This is a genomic window from Halomonas kalidii (genome assembly GCF_030010475.1).
Lineage (GTDB): Bacteria > Pseudomonadota > Gammaproteobacteria > Pseudomonadales > Halomonadaceae > Halomonas > Halomonas heilongjiangensis.
In genome coordinates this window covers 185390-209480 of record NZ_JASCQN010000032.1, presented here as the reverse complement: position 1 = coordinate 209480, position 24091 = coordinate 185390, and the positions used below count along the sequence as shown (strand labels likewise).

13 protein-coding genes are annotated in these 24091 nt (G+C 69.9%); 3 read left to right on the top strand and 10 right to left on the bottom strand.

Translation table 11 applies throughout. The features are described 5' to 3' along the window. Nucleotides 1-30: 30 nt before the first annotated feature. The gene (locus tag QLQ85_RS09400; RefSeq protein WP_282738759.1) at nucleotides 31-1068 is read left to right on the top strand and encodes a glycosyltransferase family protein; all 1038 of its coding nucleotides are present in this window, start codon (nucleotides 31-33) and stop codon (nucleotides 1066-1068) included. Nucleotides 1069-1115: 47 nt separating this feature from the next. Here the strand turns inward: QLQ85_RS09400 and QLQ85_RS09395 are convergent, their stop codons facing one another. The 10 genes from QLQ85_RS09395 to QLQ85_RS09350 form a co-directional block, all read right to left on the bottom strand. Then, entirely contained in the window at nucleotides 1116-2471 is a 1356-nt protein-coding gene (locus QLQ85_RS09395; RefSeq protein WP_282738758.1) for an aminotransferase class I/II-fold pyridoxal phosphate-dependent enzyme, read from the bottom strand. After that, complete coding sequence (locus QLQ85_RS09390; protein ID WP_282738757.1) at nucleotides 2468-9892, bottom strand: type I polyketide synthase; 7425 nt, start codon at nucleotides 9890-9892, stop codon at nucleotides 2468-2470. The genes QLQ85_RS09395 and QLQ85_RS09390 overlap by 4 nt, the downstream gene beginning before the upstream one ends. Further along, the gene (locus QLQ85_RS09385) at nucleotides 9885-11495 is read right to left on the bottom strand and encodes an LTA synthase family protein (RefSeq protein ID WP_282738756.1); all 1611 of its coding nucleotides are present in this window, start codon (nucleotides 11493-11495) and stop codon (nucleotides 9885-9887) included. Before QLQ85_RS09385 ends, QLQ85_RS09390 begins: the two co-directional genes overlap by 8 nt. Then, nucleotides 11492-12268 carry an SDR family NAD(P)-dependent oxidoreductase gene (locus tag QLQ85_RS09380; protein ID WP_282738755.1) on the bottom strand — a complete coding sequence of 259 codons (777 nt, stop codon included), beginning with the start codon at nucleotides 12266-12268 and terminating at the stop codon, nucleotides 11492-11494. The genes QLQ85_RS09385 and QLQ85_RS09380 overlap by 4 nt, the downstream gene beginning before the upstream one ends. Continuing rightward, entirely contained in the window at nucleotides 12244-13569 is a 1326-nt protein-coding gene (locus QLQ85_RS09375; protein WP_282738754.1) for a capsule biosynthesis protein, read from the bottom strand. Before QLQ85_RS09375 ends, QLQ85_RS09380 begins: the two co-directional genes overlap by 25 nt. Nucleotide 13570: 1 nt before the next feature. Then, a complete protein-coding gene (locus QLQ85_RS09370; RefSeq protein WP_282738753.1) occupies nucleotides 13571-15586 on the bottom strand; it encodes a capsular polysaccharide biosynthesis protein in 2016 nt (671 codons plus the stop codon). A 253-nt stretch (nucleotides 15587-15839) separates the two neighbouring features. Beyond that, nucleotides 15840-17930: a YjbH domain-containing protein gene (locus tag QLQ85_RS09365; protein WP_282738752.1), complete on the bottom strand. Its 2091-nt coding sequence runs from the start codon at nucleotides 17928-17930 to the stop codon at nucleotides 15840-15842. Further along, nucleotides 17927-18709, bottom strand: a complete 783-nt coding sequence (locus tag QLQ85_RS09360) for a hypothetical protein (RefSeq protein ID WP_282738751.1) — start codon at nucleotides 18707-18709, stop codon at nucleotides 17927-17929. The genes QLQ85_RS09365 and QLQ85_RS09360 overlap by 4 nt, the downstream gene beginning before the upstream one ends. Nucleotides 18710-18737: 28 nt before the next feature. Continuing rightward, nucleotides 18738-19475, bottom strand: a complete 738-nt coding sequence (locus tag QLQ85_RS09355; RefSeq protein WP_282738750.1) for a YjbF family lipoprotein — start codon at nucleotides 19473-19475, stop codon at nucleotides 18738-18740. Next, nucleotides 19475-19900, bottom strand: a complete 426-nt coding sequence (locus QLQ85_RS09350) for a hypothetical protein (protein ID WP_282738749.1) — start codon at nucleotides 19898-19900, stop codon at nucleotides 19475-19477. Before QLQ85_RS09350 ends, QLQ85_RS09355 begins: the two co-directional genes overlap by 1 nt. A gap of 765 nt (nucleotides 19901-20665) precedes the next feature. Here QLQ85_RS09350 and QLQ85_RS09345 point away from each other — a divergent pair. Further along, nucleotides 20666-21793, top strand: a complete 1128-nt coding sequence (locus tag QLQ85_RS09345) for a polysaccharide export protein (protein WP_456070417.1) — start codon at nucleotides 20666-20668, stop codon at nucleotides 21791-21793. A gap of 46 nt (nucleotides 21794-21839) precedes the next feature. Continuing rightward, nucleotides 21840-24038 carry a polysaccharide biosynthesis tyrosine autokinase gene (locus QLQ85_RS09340; protein WP_282738747.1) on the top strand — a complete coding sequence of 733 codons (2199 nt, stop codon included), beginning with the start codon at nucleotides 21840-21842 and terminating at the stop codon, nucleotides 24036-24038. Nucleotides 24039-24091: the final 53 nt, after the last annotated feature.

Here is a 24091-nt window from a genome sequence, read left to right as displayed (position 1 = left end):
GTCAATGACTGAAAGGAGCACGGCAAGCCGATGCACGCGCGCTGGGTGGTACTGAGCGACGGGGCCCGGCCCACCGAGGACATCTACTTCCTCGCGTCGGCGGCGCCGGTGCTGCAGGCCGAGGGAGCCTGCGTCGAGCGGTCGGTGGCCCGACGGCGGCGCCTGCCGCTGTGGCCGGGAAGTGCTCGCGAGCGGCGGCGACTGGCGGGGGCCAGGGTGATCCTGTGTCGCGCCCTGGCCCCCGATTGGCTGCACTGGCTGGAACGCCACCGCACCGAGCTGGCGGGCGTCCACTACCTGATCGACGACGATCTCCCCGCCGCGGCGTCGGATACCACCCTGCCGGCGGCCTACCGGGCGCGGATGGCACGCATCGCCAGCCTGCAGCCGCGCCTGCTGGCGGTCGCCGATGAGGTGGTGACCTGCAGCGAGGCACTGGCGGCCCGCTTTGCCGGGCGTCATCCCCGTGTGTCGGTGCTCACGCCGCCGCTGCTGGCGCCCTTGTCTCCCCTCCGGCATTTCTCCCGGGCGCCCGGCGCCGAGTCGCCCTGGTGGGTGGGCTTCCACGGGACCCGGGCGCACCTGGCCGATCTACGCCATATTGCCCCGGCGCTGGTGCGGCTGCACCGTGAACGGCATGACGTCGCCTTCGAGGTGATGCTGGGGGCGCACGCACCGGCCGAGCTCGGCGCCTTGCGGCGCTGTGACTCCCCACCGCCTCTGTCGTGGTCGCGCTTCCGCGACTATCAGCGGCGGCGCCGGCTTCACATCGGCCTGGCACCGTTGCTGGATACGCCTTTCAACCGCGGGAAGTCGTTCATCAAGTTCCTGGACATCGCCGCCATGGGCGGAGTGGGCATCTATTCGCGCCGGCTTCCCTATACCGGGATCGTCGAGGACGGCGTCAACGGCCTGTTGGCCGATGACTCCCCGGAGGACTGGTACCGCTGCCTGGCCTGGCTGCTCGATCATCCCCGGGACGCCGCGCGGATGGCCAGGGCGGCGGCCGATACCGCCCGGCGGGTCGGGGACGTCAGACGCGCCGCGGACTTCTGGCGGGCACGTTGAGCCTGCGCTTCGGTCCCCGATGGCGCCCGAAGCGCGCTGCGGACGGCTCACCGGCGGCCATATCGAGGCGTCGATGATCCTTCCAGCTCCTCCATGAGGGTATGGAGGGTGGTGTCGATCTGCTGCCGTGTGTGGTCGCAGCCGAGGAAGAAGCGCAGCCGGGCGCTCTTCTCGGGCACGGCCGGATGAAGGATCGGCTGCACGTTGATGCCCTGCTCGAGCAGGGCATGGGAGAGTCGGGCGGCGAGCGCTGAGTTGCCGACGATGATGGGCACCACGGCCGTGCCGATGCTGTGGCCGGTGTCGAGGCCCAGGGCGCGGGCGCGCTCGAGGAAATAGCGCGAGATCTCGTGCAGCCGCGCCACCCGGTCGGGTTCCCGCTGCATCAGCGTGAGTGCCTCGAGGGCGGGGGCCGCCACCTGGGCGGGCAGGCCGACGCTGTAGAGGAAGCCGGGGGCCAGGTAACGCAGGGTCTCCACCAGCGCCTGACAGCCGGCGATGTAGCCACCGCAGGCGGCCAGGCTCTTGCTGAGGGTGCCCATCCAGATGTCCACCGCCTCGCTCTCCACCTGGAAATGCTCACGCAGCCCCAGGCCATGCCCGCCGAGCACGCCGAAGGAGTGGGCTTCGTCGACCATCAGCCAGGCCTGGTGACGCTGCTTGATCTCGATGAAGCGGGGCAGCTCCGGGACGTCGCCATCCATGCTGTAGAGCCCTTCGATGACGATCAGCACGCGCTCGAACCGGTGGCGGTGGCGAGTCAGCAGGGCATCCAGGGCCTCGCTGTCGTTGTGGGGAAAGGCGATTCGCCGGGCGCCGGAGAGCTGGGCGCCCACCAGGGCGCTGTTGTGAATGTATTCGTCGTGCAGGACGAGGTCCTTGGGCCCCAGCAGGTAGCCGAGGGTGGAGACGTTGGTGGCGTGGCCGCTGACGAAGGCCACGGCATCCTCCGCCCGGTAGGCGTCGGCCAGGGCTCGCTCCAGCTGGCGGTGGACGGGGCGTTCGCCCGCGACCACGCGGCTCGCGGAGACCGAGGTGCCGTAGTGGGCCACGGCGTCGCAGGCGGCGCGGTTGACCCGGGCATCGCCGGATAAGCCCAGGTAATTGTAGCTGGCGAAGTTGAGGCACTCGCGGCCGCCGATGACCGAGGTGGCACCGGCGTTGCCTTCATGTACCTTGAAGAAGGGGTCCGTCAGGCCGAGCCTGCGGGCCCCTTCGCGCATCATGGCGATCTGCTGGTAGCCGGGATGGGCGTCGAAGCGGGTGAAACGCTCGGCTACCCGGGCGGGAGGGGCGGTGTCCCGCTCGCCCTCCGCTGCCTGGTCGACGGGCGGCGCGGGCCGCTGACGCTGGCGGGCCTGCGCCAGCAGTCGCTGCTTGAGGTCGTCGTGGGAGGTGCTCACTGGTGGGCCTCCTCGGTGGGTTCGGTCGTGGTCAGCGCCGCTTCGACACCGTGCCGGGCGGCCAGGGCGGCGAGTTCGCCGTCGTCGGCGTCGGCGCCCTCCGGTCGCTGGAGCTTGCCGATCAGCACCCCGGCCAGCTTGTCGAGGGTCGAGGCTTCGCTGAGCACCATCACCGGCACCTGGACGCCCAGGCGTGACTCGATGGCGGTCATCAGCTCCACGCCCATCAGGGAGTCGAAGCCCATGTCGTAGACCGAACGGTGCACGTCGATCTTGTCCTCCTCGATGAGCAGGATGCCGGCCAGTTCGGCCCGCAGCAGGTCGGTCACGGCACCATGCAGCTCCTCCGCGGGCAGCTCGGCGAACAGGGCGGCGAGATCGTCGTTGTCCTCTTCGGCCCGGTCGTCGTCCTCGGCCTGGCGGGCGAGCTCCTGGAAGCGGGGGGCTGCCTCGGTGGGCAGGAAGCGGGACAGGGCGCCCCAGTCGAGTTCCAGCACGCCCAGGCTGGGGCCGCCCAGCTGGTCGTCGTGATGCATCAGCAACTGCTCCAGCACGCGCAGGGCGTCGTCGGAGTGCAGCGCCGCGCCGCCCAGGCGTTCCTGCAGGGCATCGCGGGTGCGGGTGTTGCGGGCCAGGAAGCCCACGTCATCGATGGCGCCCCAGCGCAGGCAGGTGGCCGGCAGGCCGCGGGCACGGCGGCTGGCGGCGAGGGCCTCGAGCCAGTGGTTGGCGGCCACGTAGCTGGCCTGGCCGGGGTTGCCGAACAGGGTGGTGGCCGAGGAGTAGAGCACGAAGAAGTCCAGGGCGTCGTCGCGGGTCAGGGCGTCCAGGTGGCGGGCACCCTCGACCTTCGGCGCCAGCACGCGGCGGATGCGTTCGGCGTCCAGGTTGCGGATCAGGCCATCGTCGATGACGGTGGCGGCGTGCACCACGCCGCGCAGCGGCGGCAGTCGCTCGCGGCACTCGTCGAGCAGGCACTCGAGGGTCGCCCCGTCGGTGATATCGCAGGCGACGGCCTCGACCTCGACGCCCTGGGCGCGCAATGCGGCCACGCCGGCCTGGGCCTCTTCCGAGGACGCGCCGCGGCGGCTGACCAGGATCAGGTGGCGAGCGCCACGGCTGGCCAGCCACTGGGCGGTCTTCAGGCCGAAGCCGCCCAGGCCGCCGGTGACCAGGTAGCTGGCCCGGGCGGGCAGGCTCAGGGTGTCGCTCGACAGCGGGGCCGGGTGGCGGGCCGGGGCGATCGGCTGTTCGTGGGTGACGACCACCTTGCCGATCTGGCGCGCCTGCTGCATGTAGCGGAACGCCGCGACCACCTGCTGGGTGCTGAAGGCGGTGTAGGGCAGCGGGCTCAGGGTGCCGTCGTGGAACAGCGCCATCATCTCGCCGAACAGCTCGTGGGTCAGCCCGGGCTGCTCCTTCATCAGCTGGTCGGAGTCGATGCCGAAGTAGCTGAGGTTGTTGCGGAAGGGCCGCAGGCCGATGTGGGTGTTCTCGTAGAAGTCACGCTTGCCGAGCTCGAGGAAGCGACCGAAGGGGCGCAGCGCGCGCAGGTTCTGGTTGATCGCCTCGCCGGCGAGCGAGTTGAGCACCACGTCGACACCGCGCCCGCCGGTCTCCTCGAGGATCTCCTCGGCGAAGGTGAGCGAGCGGGAGTCGTAGAGACGCTCGATCCCCTGCAGGCGCAGGAAGTCGCGTTTCTCGTCGGAACCCACGGTGGCGTGGATCTCGGCGCCCAGCCACCGGGCGACCTGGATGGCGGCGATGCCGACCCCGCCGGCGGCGCCGTGGATCAGCACCTTCTCGCCCGGGGCGAGCCGCGCCAGGTGCTTCAGCGCGTAATAGACGGTGAAGAAGGTGGTGGGAATGGTGGCGGCCGCGGCGAAGCTCACGCCCTCGGGAATCGGGGCGATGGCGTCCCGGTGGGCGATCAGCCGGTCGCTGAAGCTGGCGGGGCCGAAACCCACCACGGCATCGCCCACCGCCAGGTCCTCGACGCCGGGGCCCACGGTCGTGACGATGCCGGAGAATTCCAGCCCCAGGGTGGGACCGGCGAAGCCGTTCTCGATGGCCTCGTCGGAGAGCAGGCCGAGGGTATACATGACGTCGCGGAAGTTGAGGCCGGTAGCCTGCACGCGGACTTCCACCTCGCCGGCCGCCGGGTCGGGCAGCGGGCTGGGGGTCCAGGTCAGGTGGCGCAACTGGCCGGGTAACGAGAACCCCAGGGTCATGGCACGCCGCGGCGTGGCGTCGGGTCCGGCGGCCCCGGGCGCCGGCAGGGTGCGGAGCCGGGTGGCATGGCGCTGGCCCTGGGCGTCGAGGACGATCTCGGTCTCGGCGTCCGGGGCGGTGAGCTCGGCGACCAGGGCATCCAGCACGGCATCGTCCAGGGCGGCCTCGCCGATGGGCAGGTCGAGCAGGTGCACCGCCTGGGCGGAGGACTCGTTGGCCAGCGAGCGGCCGAAGCCCCACAGGGCGGCATCGGCGGGCGCTTCGTGCGCATTCCCCCACATCCCTGCCACGCCACGGGTGACCAGCCACAGGCGGGTCTGGTCGCCGAGCCGCTCCAGGTCCTGTGCCCAGCGGGCGGCTTGCGCACAGCGCTCGCCACCCTGGCGCAGGTCGACCAGGGCGGTGGGCGGCGGGCTCGCGGCATCGAAGGCCTCGCTCACCCTGGCGGGCAGGCCGCGTGCCTCGAGGGCGGCGGCGAGGCGCTCGGCCAGGCCATGGCCGGCGCCGTCGGCGATCAGTTGGTAGGCGAGCGGTGGGGTCTCGAGCGTCGGCGCGGGCTGGCCGGGCAGACGGGCATGCAGCAGATAGGCGCCGCGGCCTTCCTCCTCGAGCGGGATGGACTGCAGGTCGGTGGCGCCCAGGGCCTCGAGCCGGGCCATGACGTCGGCCAGCTCGGTGGCGTGCAGGGTGGTGCCGCCGTCGTGCAGGCCGGGCGTGGCCAGCAGGGTATCGAGCCAGGCGCTGGGATGCAGGCCCAGCAGCAGGAGCTGGGCACCCGGGGCCAGGCGGGCAGGCAGGGCGTCGAGCAGGCGGCGGTTGCGCTGGCGATGGCCGATCTCGAGGCTGACCAGGGCGAGCTGGGCCGGTGTGGCCTGCTCGTCCAGAGCATCGAGGCGTTCGATGTCGATCAGCGGATGACGCTCCTGGAGCTGCTCGGCCTGGTGCCAGGAGGCATCGTCCACCGCCAGGACGCGGTAGTCGCAGCGGTCGGGGTCGATCAGGTCGCAGAGTCGTTCGCCGAGTGACGGGGCGCTGGGACCGGCCTCGATCAGGCTCAGGCGTTGCCCGGCGGGCAGGCCGGCGAGTACCTGGCCGAGGGCATCGCGCAGCCCATCGGCCAGGGCCTGCCAGCCGGCGTTGCCGAGCAGCTGCCGGTTGAGCAGTGCCAGGCCGTCGATGTCGAGCCCCAGGGTCTCGGCATTGGCGTCGCCGGCGAGCAGCGCCGGCAGGTGCAGGCCGAAGCGTCCGAGGCGCTGGATCGGCGCGAAGTAGTCGGGGTAGTCGCTCATCAGCAGCTGCCAGATGGTGGTGGCCTCTACCCCGTCCTCGTCGTCGTGCAGGGTCCAGCCCCGTTCGTCGGCGGTGAGGCGTCCGGTGTTGCCGAGCAGGCGCAGCAACTGGTCGAGCAGCGGCTGGACATCGAACCGGCTACGGATCAGCTCCCGGTAGCGGGCGTGGCTGAGTCGCTCCCCACCGGCCAGTTGATGCAGGGCCCGGGTCGCGAAGGCTTCGGCCAGGCTGTCGAGCAGCGGATCGACCTCGCCGGCGAAGCGTCGCCCGGTGAGTCGGCCGAAGTCGTCCAGCAGCCCTGGCAGGGCGGCGTGCAGTGGGCCGAGATCGAGTGCCGCGGGTCGCCGTGGTGCCGGGGTGAGGCGTACGTCCAGGTAGCTGAAGCGCTGGTGGTGCTGGCGCTTGAGGCGCACCGCCTTGAAGCGGGTCTCGCTGAGCACCGCCACGGCCTGGCCCTGTTCGTCGTAGAGTTCGAAGTCGGCGGTGAAGGAGTGGGGCGAGCGCTTGCGCATGCGGGCATGGGCCAGCGCCGGCACCCCGCCTCCGGGCCGGAACTGCAGGCGCCCGACGCGTACCGGCACGAAGGCCAGGCCGTTGTCGTGCAGCCCCTGGCGTGCCAGCAGCGGGATGAAGAGCTGGAAGGCGCTGTCGAGGATGCCGGGGTGCAGATGCAGGGCATCGAGGTCGTCACGGATCGCCGCGGGCAGCGCGATCTCGCCGATGATGCTCTCGTCCTCGACCCAGGCATGGGCGATGGCCTGGAAGGCGGGCCCGTAGTGGAGCCCGAGCCGCTCGGCCATGCCCAGGTGGTCGGCCAGGGTGACATCGGGCGCTCGCTCGGGGCGGGCCGGGGCCGGGCGGCGCAGCAGGAAGCCGCGGCTCTGGGCCATGAGTCGGGCCACGGCGTTGAGCTGCCAGTCGCCGCCGGAAACCGGCTCACGGGACCGGATCGTCAGGCGGCCGTCGGCCGGCTCGGCATGCACCCGCACGCGGCGGCCGTTGGCGCCGTCGAGCAGCAAGGGAGCGCGAATCTCCAGCTCCTCGATATCGATCAGCGGGAGTTCCCTGCCATGACGGGCGGCGGCCAGCGCCAGCTCAACGAAGCCGGCACCGGGGAAGACCGCGCCTTCGCCGACCACATGATCGGCCAGCCAGGGGAGGCGGCCGGTGTCGAGTTGGCTCTCCCAGGCATGGGGCTGCTGCACCAGTCGGTAGCCGAGCAGCGGATGTTCGTAGTAGCGGTCGAGCAGGCCCTGGCCGTCGCCGGTGCCCTTGACCCAGTGGCGCTCGCGCTGCCAGGGGTAGCGTGGCAGGTCGACGGAGCGCCCCTCCACGGGGAACCAGCGTCGGGCGTCCACGGCGGTGCCGGAGAGCAGGGCCTGGCCGACCGCCTGGGTGATGCAGCGCTCGGCGGGCCTGGCGCGCTCCAGGGTGGGGATCACCAGCCCGTCGCGTTCTCGCTCGCCCAGGGCGTCAGCGAGATAGCGACGCAGGATCGGGTGGGCGCCGATCTCGATGAAGGTGTTGATACCCTCGTCGATCAGCGTCTGGATAGCGGAGGCGAACAGCACCGGCTTGCGGATGTTGTGCCACCAGTACTCGGCCCCCAGCTCGTCGCCGGCAAGCGCCGAGCCGGTCACGGTGGAGACGTAACGCCGTTGCTCGGCCCTGGGGTGGAGGCCGGCCAGGGCATCGATCACGCCGGCTTCGATGGGGTCCATGGCCGGGCTATGGAAGGCGTAGTCCAGGGGCAGCCGCGTGGCGAAGGTGCCCCGTTCGCTGAGCGCTCGCTCGAGGTGACCCAGTGCCTCGGGGTCGCCGGCTAGGGTGATCCCTCGTGCGCTGTTGATGCCGGCCAGGTGGATGCCCTCATGCTCGGGCCGGGCGAGCCATTCTTCGATCTCGTCGGCACCCATGGCCACGGCGCTCATCTCGCCCTGGCCGCGGGTCAGGCCCTGGAAGTGGCTGCGGTAGTGGATGACCTTGACCGCATCGGCCAGGCTCAGCGCGCCGCAGGCCCAGGCCGCGGCCACTTCGCCGACGCTGTGGCCGACCACGGCCTGGGGTTCGATGCCGTGCTCGCGCAGCAGGGCGGTGAGGCCGACCTGGACGGCGAACAGTGCCGGCTGGGCGATCTCGGTACGCACCAGGCGCCCGTCACCGTTGCGCCCCTCGAGTTCGGCGCGCAGCGAGAAGTCGCCGAGGCGCTGGAAGAGGGCATCCACCTCGTCCACGGCGGCGGCGAAGGCCGGTGCGCTGGTCAGCAGGTCGCGGCCCATGGCCTCCCACTGGCAGCCGTTGCCGGCGTAGACGAAGGCCGGGCCCTGGGCAGCCTCCAGGCGCTGGCCGCGGGCCAGCCCGGCGGGGAGCTCCTCGGCCTCGGGATCGGCGAAGGCGGCGAGGACCCGGGCCGCCTGTTCCTTGCTCTCGGCGAACAACAGGGCGCCGTCGCGGTGGTGATCGCGGCGCCGATGGAGGGTGTGGGCGATATCATAGAGGTCGTCGTCGCTCTCGGGCAGCCAGTCGGCGAGCCGGGCGGCCATGGCCTTGAGGGCCGGCTCGCCGCGGGCCGACAGGCGCAGCGGTAGCGGGCCCGGGGCGTCTGGAGCCTGTCGCTCCGGCACCTCGGGAGGGGTTTCGAGAATGACATGGGCGTTGGCGCCGCCGAAGCCGAAGGAGTTGACCCCGATCACCAGGCGACCCTCGGGCTTGAGGGGCAGGGCCTGGGTAGCCACACGCAGGTTCCACTCGTCGAGCTTGATGCGCGGGTTGAGCCTGCGCACGCCGATGGTGGCCGGCACCTCGCGGTGGCGAAGGCTGTAGAGCGCCTTGGCCAGCCCGGCCACCCCGGAGGCGCCCTCCAGGTGGCCGAGGTTGCTCTTCACCGAGCCGATGGGCAGCGGCTCGCGACGCTGCTTGGCCAGGGCCTCGCCGATGGCGTGGGTCTCGATGGGGTCGCCGACCGGGGTGCCGGTGCCATGGGCCTCCAGGTAGTCGATCTCGTCGGGCGAGATGCCGGCCTGGTGGTAGGCCTTGCGCATCAGGGCGACCTGGGCGCTGGAGCTGGGCACGGTGAGTCCCGACTTGTGGCCGTCGGTATTGACCGCCGAGCCCGCCACCACGGCGAGGATGCGGTCGCCGTCGGCGATCGCCTGGTCGTAGTCCTTGAGGAGGAAGAGCCCGGCCCCCTCGGAGCGCACGTAGCCGTCGCCGGCCTCGTCGAACACCTGGCAGCGTCCGCTGGGCGAGAGCATGCTCGCCTTGGTGAAGACGATGAAGCCATAGGGGTGCAGGTGCAGGCTGATGCCGCCGGCCAGGGCCATGTCGGCCTCGCCGTTGCGGATCGCCTGGCAGGCCTGGTGGAAGGCCACCAGGGAGGAGGAGCAGGCGGTGTCCAGCGATATGCTCGGCCCGTGCAGGTCGAACACGTAGGAGAGTCGGTTGGCGGCGATGCTCGAGGTGTTGCCGGTGGCCGAGGCGGCATCCAGGGTGCTCAGGTCGTCGGCGACCCGGTAGGAATAGTCGATACTGGCGATACCGACGAAGACGCCGCACTGGCTGCCACGCAGCCGCGAGGGTGGCAGCCCGGCGTTCTCCATGGTTTCCCAGGCCAGCTCCAGCAGCAGGCGTTGCTGGGGGTCCATGGTGGCGGCCTCGCGCGGCGAGATGCCGAAGAAGGCCGCATCGAAGCCGCTGATGTCCCCCAGGCTCCCGGCGGCGAAGGTGACGCTGGTGCCGGGGTGGCGCTTGTCGGGGTGGCGGTAGGCCTCCTGGCTCCAGCGGTCGTCGGCGACGCGGGTGACCATATCCTTTCCGGCCTTGAGATCCTGCCAGAACGTTTCAGGCGTCGTGCCAGGAAAACGGTGGGCGGCGCCGATGATGGCAACGCGTCTAGTCATGTCGTGCTCCTGATGTTGCTGGGTCTTCCCTGGGTCTTGCTCTGTTCGTTCCTGGCTGTCCCGGGCCTGTCCCACGACAGGCGGGGCTCGCAAGCAGCGTGTCCTGCAGCACCGTCCCCAGGTCGGCGACCGCCCGCTCGCGGGGCGGTGTCGAGCCGATGGCCTGGGGGGACCAGATGGCGTATCGGGTGTGGCCGGGGGGCATCCCGTGGCGACGGTAGGCCTGCGGCATGATGGGCACATGGTCGCCATACCAGCACAGCAGGCTGGGGCGCGACTGGGCGGCCAGGATCCGGCGCAGTCGTTCGATCATGCGGTCGGCATTGACCAGGTGGCGCAGGTAGATGGCCAGGTCGTCATGCTCGGCCGAGCGCGCCGCCTGGGGCGTCAACAGGGCGTAGGCCTCGTCGGGCACGGGACGCTCCAGATGCAGCGGGCCGTGATTCTCCATGGTGATCACGAAGACGAACAGCGGCCGATCGTCCTCGCCGGCGAGCAGCCTGCCCACGGTCTCGGCGACGGCCAGGTCACCGATATACTGGCCATCGCGATCGCTGGGATCGAAGTCCGTGATATCCAGGAACCGCTCGAACCCCAGTCGTGGCATGACCCGGTCGCGCAGGTAGAAGCCGGCGGGGTAGGGGTGGACGCAGACGGTGCGGTAGCCGAGCCGGCGCAGGTTGGCGACCAGGTTGGGGACCGACCGGCGTGCCAGCTGGCGATAGGGGTTGAAGCGATGGATGCCGAGTTGCGACTCGCCGAGGCCGGTGAGAAAGGCGCTCTCGGTACGCACGGTGTTGGCGCCCCAGGCGGGGACGTGCAGGGGCCCATGATGCAGGGCCTCGCCGCACAGGGCATCGAAGTGGGGCAGCAGGTCCGGGCGTACCAGCGGGCACCAGGCGCGGGGATCGAAGAAGGATTCGCTCTGCACGACCACCAGGTCGGGCAGGCGCTTGCCCGCCGGGGGGTGGGGGGAGGTGGCGAAGGGGGCGACAAGCCGCTCGGTGTCCAGCGGCCTCAGTGCCAGGCGGCCATAGGCCCAGAGGGCGCCGCATAGCCCGAGCCGCTCGAGGTCGCGCTGAGGCGCCAGTGTGGCGGCGGGCAAGCGACGCAGGCCGAGCCACAGCAGCGGCAGGGCGAGCAGCAATGGCGATGCCACGGCCAGCAGGTAGGTGCCGGTGCCCAGGCGGGTGACCAGCGAGGCTTCCAGCCACAGGAAGGCGGCGATGGCTGCGGCCCCGGCGCTGCCGGCGGCGATGGCCAGGCCGATGCCGAAGAAGGGCACATAGAGCCGGGGGTGGCGCAGGGCATCGAGGAAGTACTCGAAGTCGTGGCAGATAAAGGGTTCGTTCAGGGTCCGTGACTTGACGTTGCTGGACTGCACCACCACCAGCTGCAGCGCGGCGATGAGGCCGGCGGCGAACCAGGGGCGTTGCAGGACCAGCAGGAACAGGGCGAACAGCGTGAGCCAGCTGGCCAGATGGAGGGCCAGGGTGACGGGGGGCCGCCGCCAGGGAGGACCCACGGCGGGGCGCAGCAAGGCCTCGATGGCGAAGCTGAGCCCGAGGCCGGCGAGCAGGGGCAGCCAGAGTACCGCGATCATGGCTGGCCTCTCCCGTAGCCGAGTAGCCGCAGCAGGCGCTGAGAGACCGAGGCGGGCAGCACCGCGAGCCACCAGCAGCCATGATGCAGCAGGAGCGGGAAGGCGATGCGGGCCCGGTTGCGCGTCACGCCGCGGCGGATGGCCCGGGCGGCGCGCTCGGGTGACCAGAGCCAGGGCTTGGGGCCGGGCATGGCGTCGCACATGGCCGAGCGCACGTAGCCGGGCATGACCACGCTGACGCCCACGCCATGGGGCGCCAGGTGGCCGCGCAGTCCCTCGCCGTAGGCCTTGAGCCCCGCCTTGCTGGCGCTGTAGGCGGGGGTGAGGGGCAGTCCGTGCCAGGCGGCCAGCGAGCTGACGAACACCAGTTGACCGCTGCCGCGTCGCACCATGGGCGGGGCCAGGCGATGCGCCATGGCCAGGGGGGTGCGCAGGTTGATGGCCAGCAGGCCGCTGGTCTCGGGCCAGGGCTCGAGCTCCCCGGCCGGGCCCGCATGGGTGTTCTGGCCGGCGTTGGCGATGACGATATCGGGCAACTGCCGCTCGGCGAGGTCGTCCAGCCAGTCGCTCAACTGGCGGTCGTCGGTGAGGTCGATGTCGCAGAGCTCCACCCGGGCGCCCCGCGCGCGGCAGGTGTCGGCCAGGGAGGCCAGCATCTCCCGGCGACGCCCGTGCAGGACCAGGCGGGTCCCGGGGGCGGCGTATTCCCGCGCCAGGGCGCTGCCGATGGCGCCGGTGGCACCGGTGATCAGGACGGTACGCGATCTGGCCACGTGACGCTCCTTGCTCTCCTGGGCCTGGGCCGTTGGCGGGGGCCTTCGCTCGATGAGGCGGGCGACAGCAGGATCTCCAGCGGCGAGCGCTCCGCCTCGAGGGCGCGCACGGCATTGGTGACGGCCAGGTCGATGCCCGGCCGGCAGTAGAAGCCGCCGTTGAGTTGCACGGTATGCATGAGGGTATGCCGGAAGCAGTCGAAGAGTTCGGCACCGGGGGGCGGCGGGTGCTGCCAGAACTCGTCCAGGCGGCCCTGGAAGGTCAGGCCGGTGAGGTGGTAGATGGGGTCGCTGAGGGCCAGCGTCGGGCGCTGGTGCTCCAGGGAGACGATGCCTACGGTGCTGTTGATGGTGACGGTGCCGGCCGTCCGCTTGAGCAGCACGTTCAGGTCGCCCGACTCCAGGTAGACGATGCGGCCCTCCAGGCCGTAGTGGCGTTCCAGTCTGGCTACGCTGCGGGCATGGTCGTCCAGCCCGGTGTCGAGGGGGTGGTTCTTGATGCACAGCAGGGCATCGCCCGGGGCGTGAGCGGCGAAGGAGCCCATGACATGGTCCATCACCTCATGCATGTTGGCGTAGGGCGAGTGGTCGCGGATCTGGGCGTCGCCGTTGAGCTGCAGGGGCAGCACGAAATAGGGGCGACTACCCTCGACCAGCTCCTGGATGCGGCGGGCGTCCCGAGGCTTCCAGAAGCGCAGCTGGGTGAAGCGCTTGAGGTAGCCGGCATATTCCACCGGGGCGATGACCGGGGCGTGATTGCGGTAGTGGGGATGGAGCAGCGGATTGGCCAGTCCCGCCAGGTGGTAGAGCACGTCATGGGTGGCGCGCACCCGGAAGGGCGAGCGGAAGCGCACCGGTTTGGGCAGTGGCGGCAGGCGCCGCCCGACCTCGAGGAACCACCGGGGGTCGCGGGGCAGCAGCGAGTGGCCGTTGACGCCCTCCCGCTCCAGGGTGATCCAGAAGGGGCGGAAATAGCCCTCCTCGAAGACATGGGAGCGAATGCCGACCGTCGCGGCCTGCTCGATGGCGGCGCGGTGGACGGGGCGTCGGTCGCCGAACACCACCTGGTCGGTGATGGCGTGGCGCTGGCAGAGGTCGGTCAGGAAGGCCGGCAGCTCCGTGGGGCGGCCGCGGAACGAGTGGACGGGGCCGATGCCGCGCCGCCAGTAGGCCAGGTCGCCGGCGTTGTAGTGCACCTTGACGACGCGGTGGCCATCGGCGGCGAGCCGAGCGGCGAGGCGTCGGTGGAAGGGCGAGCAGACGCCCTGGAGGAACAGGAAGGAGCGGCGTGGCAGCGTCACGTCAGTGTCTCCCGATGAAGGCGTTGCGATAGCGGCGGTAGAGGCGTGTCTTCCAGCCGAGGGGCCGGCATCGAGCGCGCTCCCTCTCCAGCAGGTCGACGGCGGTTTCGGCGTTGCAGAGCTGTCGCGTGCGCGGGTCCACGTAGACCGGGTAGCGGATCAGGGTCCCGGCCACCAGGGCATCCAGGGACAGGCGGCGCCGGCGTCGTGGGCAGTGGCGCTGGTCCCGGGTGAGCCCCCAGCCGGCATAGAACGGGAGACCGTAGGTGGTGACCTGGCGACCACGCAGCAGGGCCTCGAAGCCGGCCAGGGAGCTGATGGTGTGGACCTCGTCGACCTCGTCCAGCAGCGTGGCGATGTCGACCTCGCCGACCTCATGGTCGTAGAGGGCCCGCTCGGCGGGTGACAGGGCGCCCTTGCGGGCCCCGCTGGTCACGTCCGGGTGGGGCTTGTAGAGAAGGCAGGCGCCGGGGTTGGCCCGGCGCACGGCGGCCAGTAGGGCCGCGTTGGTGCGCACCTCGCCGGCGCCGCGCGCGATCGAGGCGTCGGTTTCCACCTGGCCGGGCACCAGCAGGCGCCGCCGGCCATCGGCCGCTGGCAGGCTATGGGCGCCGGCCAGGTTGTACTTGGAGAGTCGCAGACGCACCAGGCGCTGGCGCAGGGCGGCGGCCCGCTCGAGCAGGTCGGCATCGAAGTCGCCGTGTTCGAGCAGGTGCTCCAGGTCGCTGGGGCGCGCGGGGTCGTAATAGATGCCGCGCCGGTCGAGCACCAGCGACAGCGGGCGGGCCAGGTCGACGCCCAGGCCCACCGAGCGGATGAAGCCGTCCTCCATGCGCCACAACGGTACGCCGGCTCGTTCGCAGGCATCATGCAGGGCGTCGTCGACCCCCGGCGACCAGGCCAGCAGGCGCTCGCCTGGGGCTGCCTGGCCGGGGGCTGCGGGGCCGCGTCGGTGCCGGCAGCGGGCGTCGTCACCGAGGAAGTCGCCGACGAAGCCACGCTTCCAGCCCGAGAAGCCGCAGGCGACCCAGTGGCCGGCCAGGCGTTCGCGCTGACCGCGCTGGTCGGCGATCAGGTCGATGGTGGCCTCCAGGGTGCTGGCCTGGCCGGTATAGGGATTGGCATAGCGACAGTAGCGCAGGTAGGCGGCGGCGAAGAGCTGCTCGAGCGAGCGCGTCACGCCGCGCCGGGGACAGGCCTGGCGGTCCTCGGTCAGCCCCCAGCCGGCGAAGAAGGGGAGCCCGTGACAGACCACTCGCTTGCCGGCCAGCAGCGCCTCGAAGCCGAGCTGGCTGGTGACGACGTGAACCGTGTCGACGGCGTCGAACAGCGCCCAGGGGTTGAGATCCTCGGCGATCAGCCGGCAGCGCGGGTGGTCGGCATGGGCCGGCAGGTGGCCGCTTTTCTTGCCGGCGATCACGTCCGGATGCACCTTGACCAGGATCTCGGCATCGGGATGCTCGTGCAGGGCGGCGTCGAGCATCGTCTCGAAGGTGGCGGCATCGGCACCGCCGTATCGGATGGAGGCATCGCCATGGGTCTGGTCGACGACCAGCACCCGGGGGCGCTCGCCGACGGGCAGGGGGCGGTCGGGCGCGTGGTTGTACTTCGACAGGCGATGCCTGGCGAGCAGCGCCATGCAGTGGCGCGCACGGTCGAGCTCAGCGGCGCTGAAGTCGGCATCGCGGATCAGGCATTCGAGGTCGGAGGGGCGCGAGGCGTCGTAATAGATGCCGCGGCTGTCCACCACCAGGCTGTGGGGTTGAAAGCCCGTGACGCCGAGTCCCAGGGAGCGCAGGAAACCGTCCTCCAGGGCGACGTAAGGCAGACCGCGGCGCCTGGCGAGGCGCCGGGCGCGCCGGGCGGTGGGCTTGCTGCCCCAGCCGAGGACGGCATCGAGGGCGGCGGGGCGCCCCGGGCCGATCGCGACGATCCGGGAGAACTCCGGCAGGAAGGCCGGAAGCGTGGTCAGGCGGTCGATGCCGCGTGATGTGTAGCCTGCGATGTATCCTGCCATCGGCGATTCCCTGGGCGAAGGCTCCGACCATGGTCCATCATGGTCATCATGCGGAAAGGGGGTGAAACGTACGTGATGTGGTCGTGCGCTTCAATTCGTATCGTGTCAGCATCCATATACGCTTGTGTGCGAATGGCGACACGCAAAACGCCGGTTCCAGGCCGGGACGTGGGCCTGAACGCGCACGAGTCGTGGCAACGCCTATCGCCGGCGCCCCGTCATCTCCCTACCCGATCGTTGCCGTTGGATTTGCCTAGCGCATGGCGGCGTCGTAATCCCGCCAGTAGCGGCCCATCTGGCGCTCCTCGGTCAGCGCGTGGAGCTCGAAGCGCCTGGCCAGGCGAGCACCGCCGTCACGGCTGAGTGGTTGCCACGCCAGCCGGGCACGCTGGCGGGTCGAGTGCACGAAGAAGGCATCCAGCGGCAGCGACAGGTAGAGCCCCTTGTCGAAGCTGCCTTCGCCGAAATCGCTGCCGGCATCGGTGATGGTGGTCCAGCCCCCCAGCCGCACCCCGGAGTCGAACTCCCGCGACAGGTCGACGGTGACGCCAAGGTCGCCGGCCAGGTAGCGGCCCACGCTGACCTTGGCGAGGACATCCTCGAAGCCGGTCCGCCAGTAGCCGGTGAGGTGGCCGGTCCAGGTGCTGTAGTCGCGCAGCGCCAGGCGCTGGTCGAAGTCGCGCTGCTTGACCCAGTTGACGTCCAGTCCCACCGCGACATCGCCGTTGAAGGGGCGGTAGAGGAGCTCGCCACCGACGCCCGCGAACATGGTCTCGAGCAGGCCGCCATAGCCGATGGCGTACCAGTCGCTGCCGAGGCGGGCGGTGTGGCTGTACTGCAGGTTGCTGATGCCGATGTCGGTCTCGGCCAGGTAGTCGCCGATATGGGTCCGCACCCGTGGCAGTTGCGAGTCGGCAAGGTAGCGGTAGTTGTCGAGGTTGTCGGCCAGGGTGTAGGCCAGGGTGGCGGAGAACCAGTTGCCGGCACCCAGGCGGTACTCGCTGTCCAGGTTGGCGGAGAGGCGATAGAGGTAGCCATCGGGGCCGCCGAAGTTCTGTTCGAGCACCGGGCCCAGGCTGTAGCTGAAGCGGCGCGGGTCGTTCTCGTGGAGAATCCGCCCCTGGGCCGGCCGGAGGGCACCGTGGGCATAGATACCGTGGCGGTGGTCCACGGTGTCATCGGCCGAGGCGACCGCCGCCACCAGGGCGCTGCGCTCGTGCACGCTCTCGCGCAGCGCTAGCCCTCGCTCCTGCCAGCGAAAGCGGAAGGTCTCCACCTCGCTGGCCAACTGGTTGTGCAGTATCCGTCCGGCACGCTGCTCACTCTGGGCCAGCGACGGATAACGCGCCGGTTCGCCCTCGACGATCACCGCGTTACCGTCCTGGCGTAGCCGATGGACGTCGATGCCGGCGTTGTCGGCGAGTTCGCGACTCAGGGCCTGCCAGTCCCGGGTGTGCTCGGCGGGGGCCGGGCCCAGCGCGGCCGGCGCCGGATCGCGCTTGGCCTGGGAGAGGGTCGCCAGGTTGGTGGAGAGCGAGATGCCGAGCATGGCGGTATTGCCGCGTTGCCAGCCGGCCCTGAGCTCGATGCCATCGCTCAGTCGATAGCGCGCACCGAGGTTGATCCTCGAGTCCTGGCGCTGGTCGTTGCGCTGGGGTTCCCGCTGATAGTCGTTGCCCTCGAGCTCGAGCTGCAGGACCAGGGGGTCCCAGGGCGTCTGGTACTCGATGCCCCCGAACACGGCCGCCGGTCCGCTGAACAGGCTGCCCAGGTTGAGGGTGCCGCCGTCGTCACCCGGGCTGAAGCCCGAGCGTCGATCGAAGCGATCGTCAAGTCGTGCCAGGGGGTTGGCGAAATCATCCTGGTTGCCCAGATAGCCCCAGCCGATCCCCAGGCTGACATCGACATCGTGCCAGCGCTTGTTCGCCACCAGGTACTCGGCGCCGAACAGGCCGGTGCCCCCCATGTCGCGTATCCCCACGGCGAGCTGGGGCCAGCGGCGGTTCTCCTCGCGCAGGCGCAGCTTCACGTCGATGCCCTTGTCCAGGTTGTTGCGATCCTCCGTCGCCGCCAGGTACTGGCGGTTCTCGACCTCCACATAGCGGAAGCCGGCCTCCAGCCACTCGGCCGGCTGGAAGAAGAGGTTGTAGCGTCGATAGGGCGCGGTGCGCGAGAAGGAGAAGGCGAAGTCGCCGAGTGGGGCCATGCGGGCCGTGGGCGTCTGCATCAGGCCGATGCCGCCGAAGTCGCCCTGGCCGAGATCGGCCTGGGCGGCGGTTGCCGCCAGGCCGACCGTCAGAGCCAGCGGTGAACGCAGCAGGCGGCGCCGTTGGAGTCCATTCATGGGGTCTGGCCGACATCCGTATCGGTGAAGCCGAAGCTGTCACAGCTCACGCCAGGCAGTCGCGAGGCGAGAAAGCCCGGCAGGGTGCGGTTCACCCAGTCGGCCTCCTGACTATCGCCGGCGAGCAGCAGGACGATCCGGCTGCCCGGCACCAGGGGGCTCTCCTCGCCGTTCCAGGCCGCGATGCCCAGTCGCCGGGGCGGGCTCTGGGGGCCGACGAGCCAGGCCTCGTCGGCGGCCCGCCAGTGTGCCGCGGGCTGTTCCCGCAGCGCCTGCCGCAGCGTCATGCCGGGCGACCAGGGGCGGCGGGCCACGCCGCCGAAGGTCCACAGCTCTACCCAGTCGGGCGGCTCGCACTGGCCGGCCGTGCTGAGAGCCGATACCCGTGGATCGTGGCGTGGCGCGGCGAGCAGGGCGGCCAGGTCGGCCCGTTCCGGGGTGCGGCCACCCTCCCGGAACAGAGCGCCGATCGTCGTCTGCCAGTCGGTCAGGGCCCGAGCCATCGCTGGCCGACCGTCGAGCCTGCCGAGGGTGGCCAGGGTGGCGAGTTCCTCCTGGAGTCTCAGGGCCTGGCGTCGTTGAGGCGCGAGATGCTCCCGGCGGAGATAGTAGGCGAAGGCGGGATGATCGGGCTGGGTGCCGCGGGACAGCCAGTACTCCGAAAGGCGGGGTGAATCGCTCGAGGCACTCGGTGGCAGGCCGAGCAGCAGGGCCGCCAGCGCCAGGCGACGGGCCAGGCCGGTCGGCGAGCGGTGATGGAAGGTTTCTTTATCCAGCATGGTGGTGTCTCGTGGCGGCGGCCAAGGGTCACTCCGGTGCCTCTCCGGCGCCGGCATGTGAGGTGGCGGCGTCCTCTGCATCGGTCCACCAGGGGCGCGCCACCTGCCAGCGGAGGCGCTGCCCGTCGGGCCAGGCGGTGACGTCACCGGCCCAGATGCGCCGGCTGACCGGGTCGCGCCAGAGCCGGTTGATGGTGCGGCCTCCCCCCTGCCAGCTCAGGCGCTCGGTGCAGCGCTCGAGGGCGAGGGTCGTCAACGGCAGTGCCAGTGGACGGGGAGTCCCACACTCCAGGCTGGCGTTGGCCGTGGCCAGGTGTTCCGTCCCGTCACCATCCCGCCAGTGAGCATGCAGGCGATAGCGCCCGGCGTCGCCGGGGGCGTCGCGCAACTGGCCGAGCAGGGCGGCATCGAAGCCGGCGCTGGTCATGGGCAGGCCATCCCGCAGGTGGAGGGTGGCGCGGTCACCGGCCTGCCAGTAGGTGTCGCGCCCGTTGCCGCCGCTGCGGTAGGCCATGACCATCAGGGCTTCGTTGCCTTCACTGGTCACGACCAGCGATGCATAGGGCAGGGCCTCGGCGCGTTCGGCCGCGTCACCGGTGCGCCAGGGGGCGACCAGGGACTCGCCCATGGGCGTCAGTCCCCCGCCCTGAACACAGCCGGTCAGCCCGAGGCCCAGGGCGAGTGGCAGGTAATGACACACCAGGGCCGCCTTGCGGCGGCCCTGGTGTTGCAGGCGTCGTGGGTGGCGCCGAGTGTCGTCGTCCATCAGCGGGTGCCGGTACCTGTGCCGGTCCCCGTACCCGTACCCGTACCGCCGGTAGCGCCCGTCACGACGCCGATGCCCACGGCGCCCTTGTCGATGGCGCCGGCAATGGCGTCACCGGAGTTTCCGGGGGCGTCGCCCGAGGCGCCACCGCCGGCGGTCACGCCACCTCCCGCGACCGCGCCGGGGGCCGGGGTGTCGCCCGAGTTGCCGGGCGCCCCGGGAGTCTGGGTGTTGCCGGCGCCCAGGTTGGCGTTGGCTGAAGCGCCGGCATCGACCGATGCGCCGCTGCCGAGGTCGGCGCTGCCCGCCGCATCGGCCTGGCCGGTGCCGGAGGCCTGCTGGGCGAGGGCGAGCGGCGACAGCATCATCAGTGCGATTCCCGCAACGGCGACGGTCCTTCTCGAGGGAGTCAAGGGGTGGATCATGGGGTCGTACTCCTGTGGTTGGGCCGGAAAGGCTCCGGGCTGGAGCTGGATGGAGCCGGTCCGGTACGGCACATGCCTGGGCGCCCTGTCCCGATTCGCCCCGCTGAAGGCGCCTTGCACATGGCCAAGAGCTCAATTTGTCTCAGAAGAAAGATGTAATACACGACTCATTGACAAGGAGAAAGAAACCAATAATTTCCTAGTTATTCATTTTGTAATCAATGGTAATAAATTGAAAAATTGAAAACATTAGGGATGACATGTAGTCAAAAGGGATTATGCTTTCTTCGTTCCACTGATGGCGTCCAGGGATCCGGAAGCCCTCGTCGGACTCTATACCTGATCGGTCATTCATCGCCATTCGGCTTTTTGCGCCAGAGTGTCGGTACGCTGCTGCCCGCTGGCGGCCCAGGCATCAGGGATGGTCTGATAACCCTGTGGCGGTAGCGTGCCCGGGGCCGGGCCCGGCGCTGCGCTTCCGGCCTCCCGAGGCGCCCCGATGGTGGCTGGGCTGTCTCGGGTTGCTGCCCGCACGAGGTGTGTAATTTTTGCGACAACGCCGATTTTGAATGTCGCCAATTTGCTACTTTGAGTGCGTTTGATAACGTCAGTTTCGAAAAATTTAATATTGTTAATTGGTGTTGTTTTTTTGAAATGATAGTGTCATCGAGACGAGAAGAGGATGTTGTTACCGCTGAGGTCGCATCGGCATCAGGGAAGGTAATGATAACGGCTTGAGTGAGTAGCGTAATGACGCCCAATCGGATGCGCCGGATGATGGCCGGAGCAGTGCTGGCCTCCGGCCTGATCGCCCTGCAGGGGTGCGCCTTCGCGCCCGGCGGGCATGTCGACTACCGCACGGATGCGGCCCCCATCGATGACCTGGTGGATGTCGAGCCCATCACCTTCGGGCTGGTGCGCGCCCTGCGGCGTGACGGCATCGACCCCGACCAGGACGAGGTCGGCCGAGTCAGCGAGTCGCTGCGCGGCGACATCGGTGCCTACGAGTACCGGATCGGCAAGGGCGATGTGCTGAGCATCATCGTCTACGACCACCCGGAACTGACGATCCCGGCGGGCAGCGAGCGCAGCGCCGCGGAGTCGGGCAACATCGTGCACAACGACGGTACCGTCTTCTATCCCTACATCGGCCACATCGATGCCCTTGGCCTGACCGTTGCCGAGGTGCGGGACATCATCACCCGGGGGCTCGAGCCCTATGTGGCCATGCCGCAGGTCGAGGTGCGGGTCGCCGAGTTCAACTCCCAGAAGGTCAACGTCACCGGCGCGGTGGCCGAGCCGGGGCCGATGCCGATTCGCAACGTGCCGCTGACGGTGCTGGACGCCATCAACCTGGCTGGTGGGCCGACCGAGGAGGCCAACTGGCACGAGGTGATCCTGACCCGGGAGGGAGAGGAGATCCGGCTCTCGCTGCACGACATGCTCAACAACGGCCGACTGACCCAGAACCGGCTGCTGCGGGACGGTGACCTGCTGCATGTCCGTGACAACGCCAATCAGAAGGTCTACGTGATGGGCGAGGTGCGCGATGCCCAGAGCCTGCCGATGGGGGGCAGTCGCCTGACCCTTACCGATGCCCTGTCGGAAGCCGGCGGCATCAACGAGGGCAGCGCCAGCGCATCCGGGATCTTCGTCATCCGCCGGGCCTCGCCGGAGAGCGACAAGCTGGCCACCGTCTATCAGCTCGATGCGCGCAACGCCACGGCCCTGATGCTCGGCACCGAGTTCGAGTTGCAGCCGACCGACGTGATCTATGTCACCACCACGCCACTGGGTCGCTGGAACCGCGTGATCCGTCAGCTGCTGCCCACGGTCAGCAGCCTCTACCAGACCACCCGGATGGGCAGCGAGCTAGATGGGTTCCGGGAGTGACCGGAGCCGAGGCGAGGTCATCGATCCATCCGTTCAGGACTCTTCCATGGCGAAAGACATCAAGACGGGCTCACGCCCTGCACACGACGATATCGACTTGGGGCGACTGTTCGGTGTGCTGCTGGACAGCAAGTGGCTGATCGTTGCCGTCACCGCCCTGTGCGCATTGGCGGCCATCATCCACGTGCAACTGATCACGCCGATCTTCCGTGCCGACGCGCTGGTCCAGGTGGAGGGCAAGACTGGACTCAGCAACCCGCTGGCCGAGGTGCGTTCCATCCTCGGCGAGGAGCCCAAGACCGAAGCCGAACTCGAGATCCTGCGCTCACGCATGGTGCTGGGCAAGGCGGTGGACCAGGAGCGGCTCGATATCGTGGTGATCCCGACCCGTCTGGCCGTGGTCGGCAACTTCCTGGTGCGCCGGGGCATGGAGCGTCCCGGCTTTGCCGGGCGCAGCGTGTGGGCCGGCGAGTACCTCAATGTCGGTGATTTCCAGGCCGATCCGGAGTGGCTCGGCCGCGCCTTCCGGCTGGTGGCTGCCGAACCGGGTCGCTATCGCCTCTATCACGATGACGAACTGCTCGGCGCGGGGCGCGTCGGCGAGGACGAGTCCTTCCTCGATGGCCAGGTGGCGCTGCGTGTGGCAGAGCTGGAAGCCGGCGAGGGGGCCGAGTTCACCCTCGTCAGGCGAACCCGCCTGGCGGCGATCAATGACCTGCGCTCGCGCTTCAGCGTCGGTCAGCGCGGCCGCGACAGCGGGGTCTTCAACATGACCCTGACCGACGAGGATCCGGAGCGCGCCCGGCGTACCCTCAGCGTGATCGCTCGGATCTACCTGACCCAGAACGTCGAGCGTCAGAGCGCCGAGGCGGAACAGAGCCTCGAGTTCCTCGAGGAGCAGGTGCCCCAGGTGCGCAGCGAACTCGCCACCGCCGAGGACGCCCTCAATGCCTATCGCATGGAGCATGACAGCGTCGATCTGTCGCTGGAGACCCAGTCGGTGCTCAACCAGCTGGTCGAACTGGAGGCACAGCTCAGCGAGCTGGAGATGGAGTTGGCGGAGATCCGCCGACGCTACAACGGTGCGCACCCGACCTACGCGGCACTGATGGAGAAGCGCGAGAACCTGGAGCAGAGCCGCGAACGGCTTAACGAGCAGATCCATGCGTTGCCCGAGACCCAGCAGCAGGTCCTGCGCATGTCCCGGGACGTGGAGGTGACCCAGCAGGTCTACGTACAGCTGCTCAACAAGATCCAGGAGATGAGCATCACCAAGGCCAGTACCGTGGGCAATGTGCGCATCCTCGACGACGCCGTGGCCCAGCCGGGGCCGGTGGAGCCACGCAAGCCGGTCACGGTGGCGCTCTTCACCCTGATCGGTGGCTTCCTGTCGGTGGCCTTCGTGCTGGTGCGCAGCATCTTCAATCGGGGGGTGGAGAGCGCCGAGCAGATCGAGGAGCTGGGGCTGCCGGTCTATGCCACCGTGCCGCTCTCCGAGGACCAGCAGAAGCTGGTGCGTCGCTTCAAGCGGCGGAACCAGAAGCGTGGCCGCGAGGTGGCCTGCGGCGTGCTGGCCCAGAACTCCCCCGACGACACCTCGGTCGAGGCCCTGCGGGGCCTGCGTACCAGCCTGCACTTCGCCATGCTCGAGGCACCGAACAACCGGCTGATGATCACCGGCCCCAGCCCGAACATCGGCAAGAGCTTCATCAGCGTCAACCTCGGCGCGGTGATCGCTCAGGGCGGGCAACGCGTGCTGGTGCTGGATGCCGACATGCGCAAGGGGCACGTGCACAGTGCCTTCAACGCCGCGAGCGAGGGCGGGCTCTCCGAGGTGCTGGCCGGCAAGTGCGAGCCCGATGAGGTCATCCGGCCATCGCCGATCAACGGCCTGAGCTATGTGGCCCGTGGCAAGGCACCGCCCAATCCGGCGGAGTTGCTGATGAGCGATCGCTTCGGCCGCCTGCTCGACGCCCTCGGCGAGGCCTACGACCTGGTGATCATCGACACCCCGCCGGTCCTGGCGGTGACCGATGCCGCCGTGATCGGTCACCAGAGCGGTACCACCCTGCTGGTCGCGCGCTTCGGCCTCAATCCGCCGCGGGAGATCGATGTGGCGATCCGCCGCCTCGAGGGCAGCGGGGTCGAGGTCAAGGGCGGCATCCTCAACGCCATCGAGCGCAAGGCGGCCACCAGTTACGGCTATGGCTACTACCACTACGCCTACAAGACCACCAACGGCTAGGCCTGCAGGCACGGTGGCCGATTGCCGGGCTGCCCCGCACCGTCGGGGCATTC

What these genes read in the sequence shown, in the direction of transcription:
- QLQ85_RS09400 (WP_282738759.1), top strand. Translation starts at nt 31, where the DNA reads ATGCACGCGCGCTGGGTGGTACTGAGCGACGGGGCCCGGCCCACCGAG.
- QLQ85_RS09390 (WP_282738757.1), bottom strand. Translation starts at nt 9,892, where the DNA reads ATGACTAGACGCGTTGCCATCATCGGCGCCGCCCACCGTTTTCCTGGC.
- QLQ85_RS09385 (WP_282738756.1), bottom strand. Translation starts at nt 11,495, where the DNA reads ATGATCGCGGTACTCTGGCTGCCCCTGCTCGCCGGCCTCGGGCTCAGC.
- QLQ85_RS09370 (WP_282738753.1), bottom strand. Translation starts at nt 15,586, where the DNA reads ATGGCAGGATACATCGCAGGCTACACATCACGCGGCATCGACCGCCTG.
- QLQ85_RS09365 (WP_282738752.1), bottom strand. Translation starts at nt 17,930, where the DNA reads ATGAATGGACTCCAACGGCGCCGCCTGCTGCGTTCACCGCTGGCTCTG.
- QLQ85_RS09360 (WP_282738751.1), bottom strand. Translation starts at nt 18,709, where the DNA reads ATGCTGGATAAAGAAACCTTCCATCACCGCTCGCCGACCGGCCTGGCC.
- QLQ85_RS09355 (WP_282738750.1), bottom strand. Translation starts at nt 19,475, where the DNA reads ATGGACGACGACACTCGGCGCCACCCACGACGCCTGCAACACCAGGGC.
- QLQ85_RS09350 (WP_282738749.1), bottom strand. Translation starts at nt 19,900, where the DNA reads ATGATCCACCCCTTGACTCCCTCGAGAAGGACCGTCGCCGTTGCGGGA.
- QLQ85_RS09345 (WP_456070417.1), top strand. Translation starts at nt 20,666, where the DNA reads ATGCGCCGGATGATGGCCGGAGCAGTGCTGGCCTCCGGCCTGATCGCC.
- QLQ85_RS09340 (WP_282738747.1), top strand. Translation starts at nt 21,840, where the DNA reads ATGGCGAAAGACATCAAGACGGGCTCACGCCCTGCACACGACGATATC.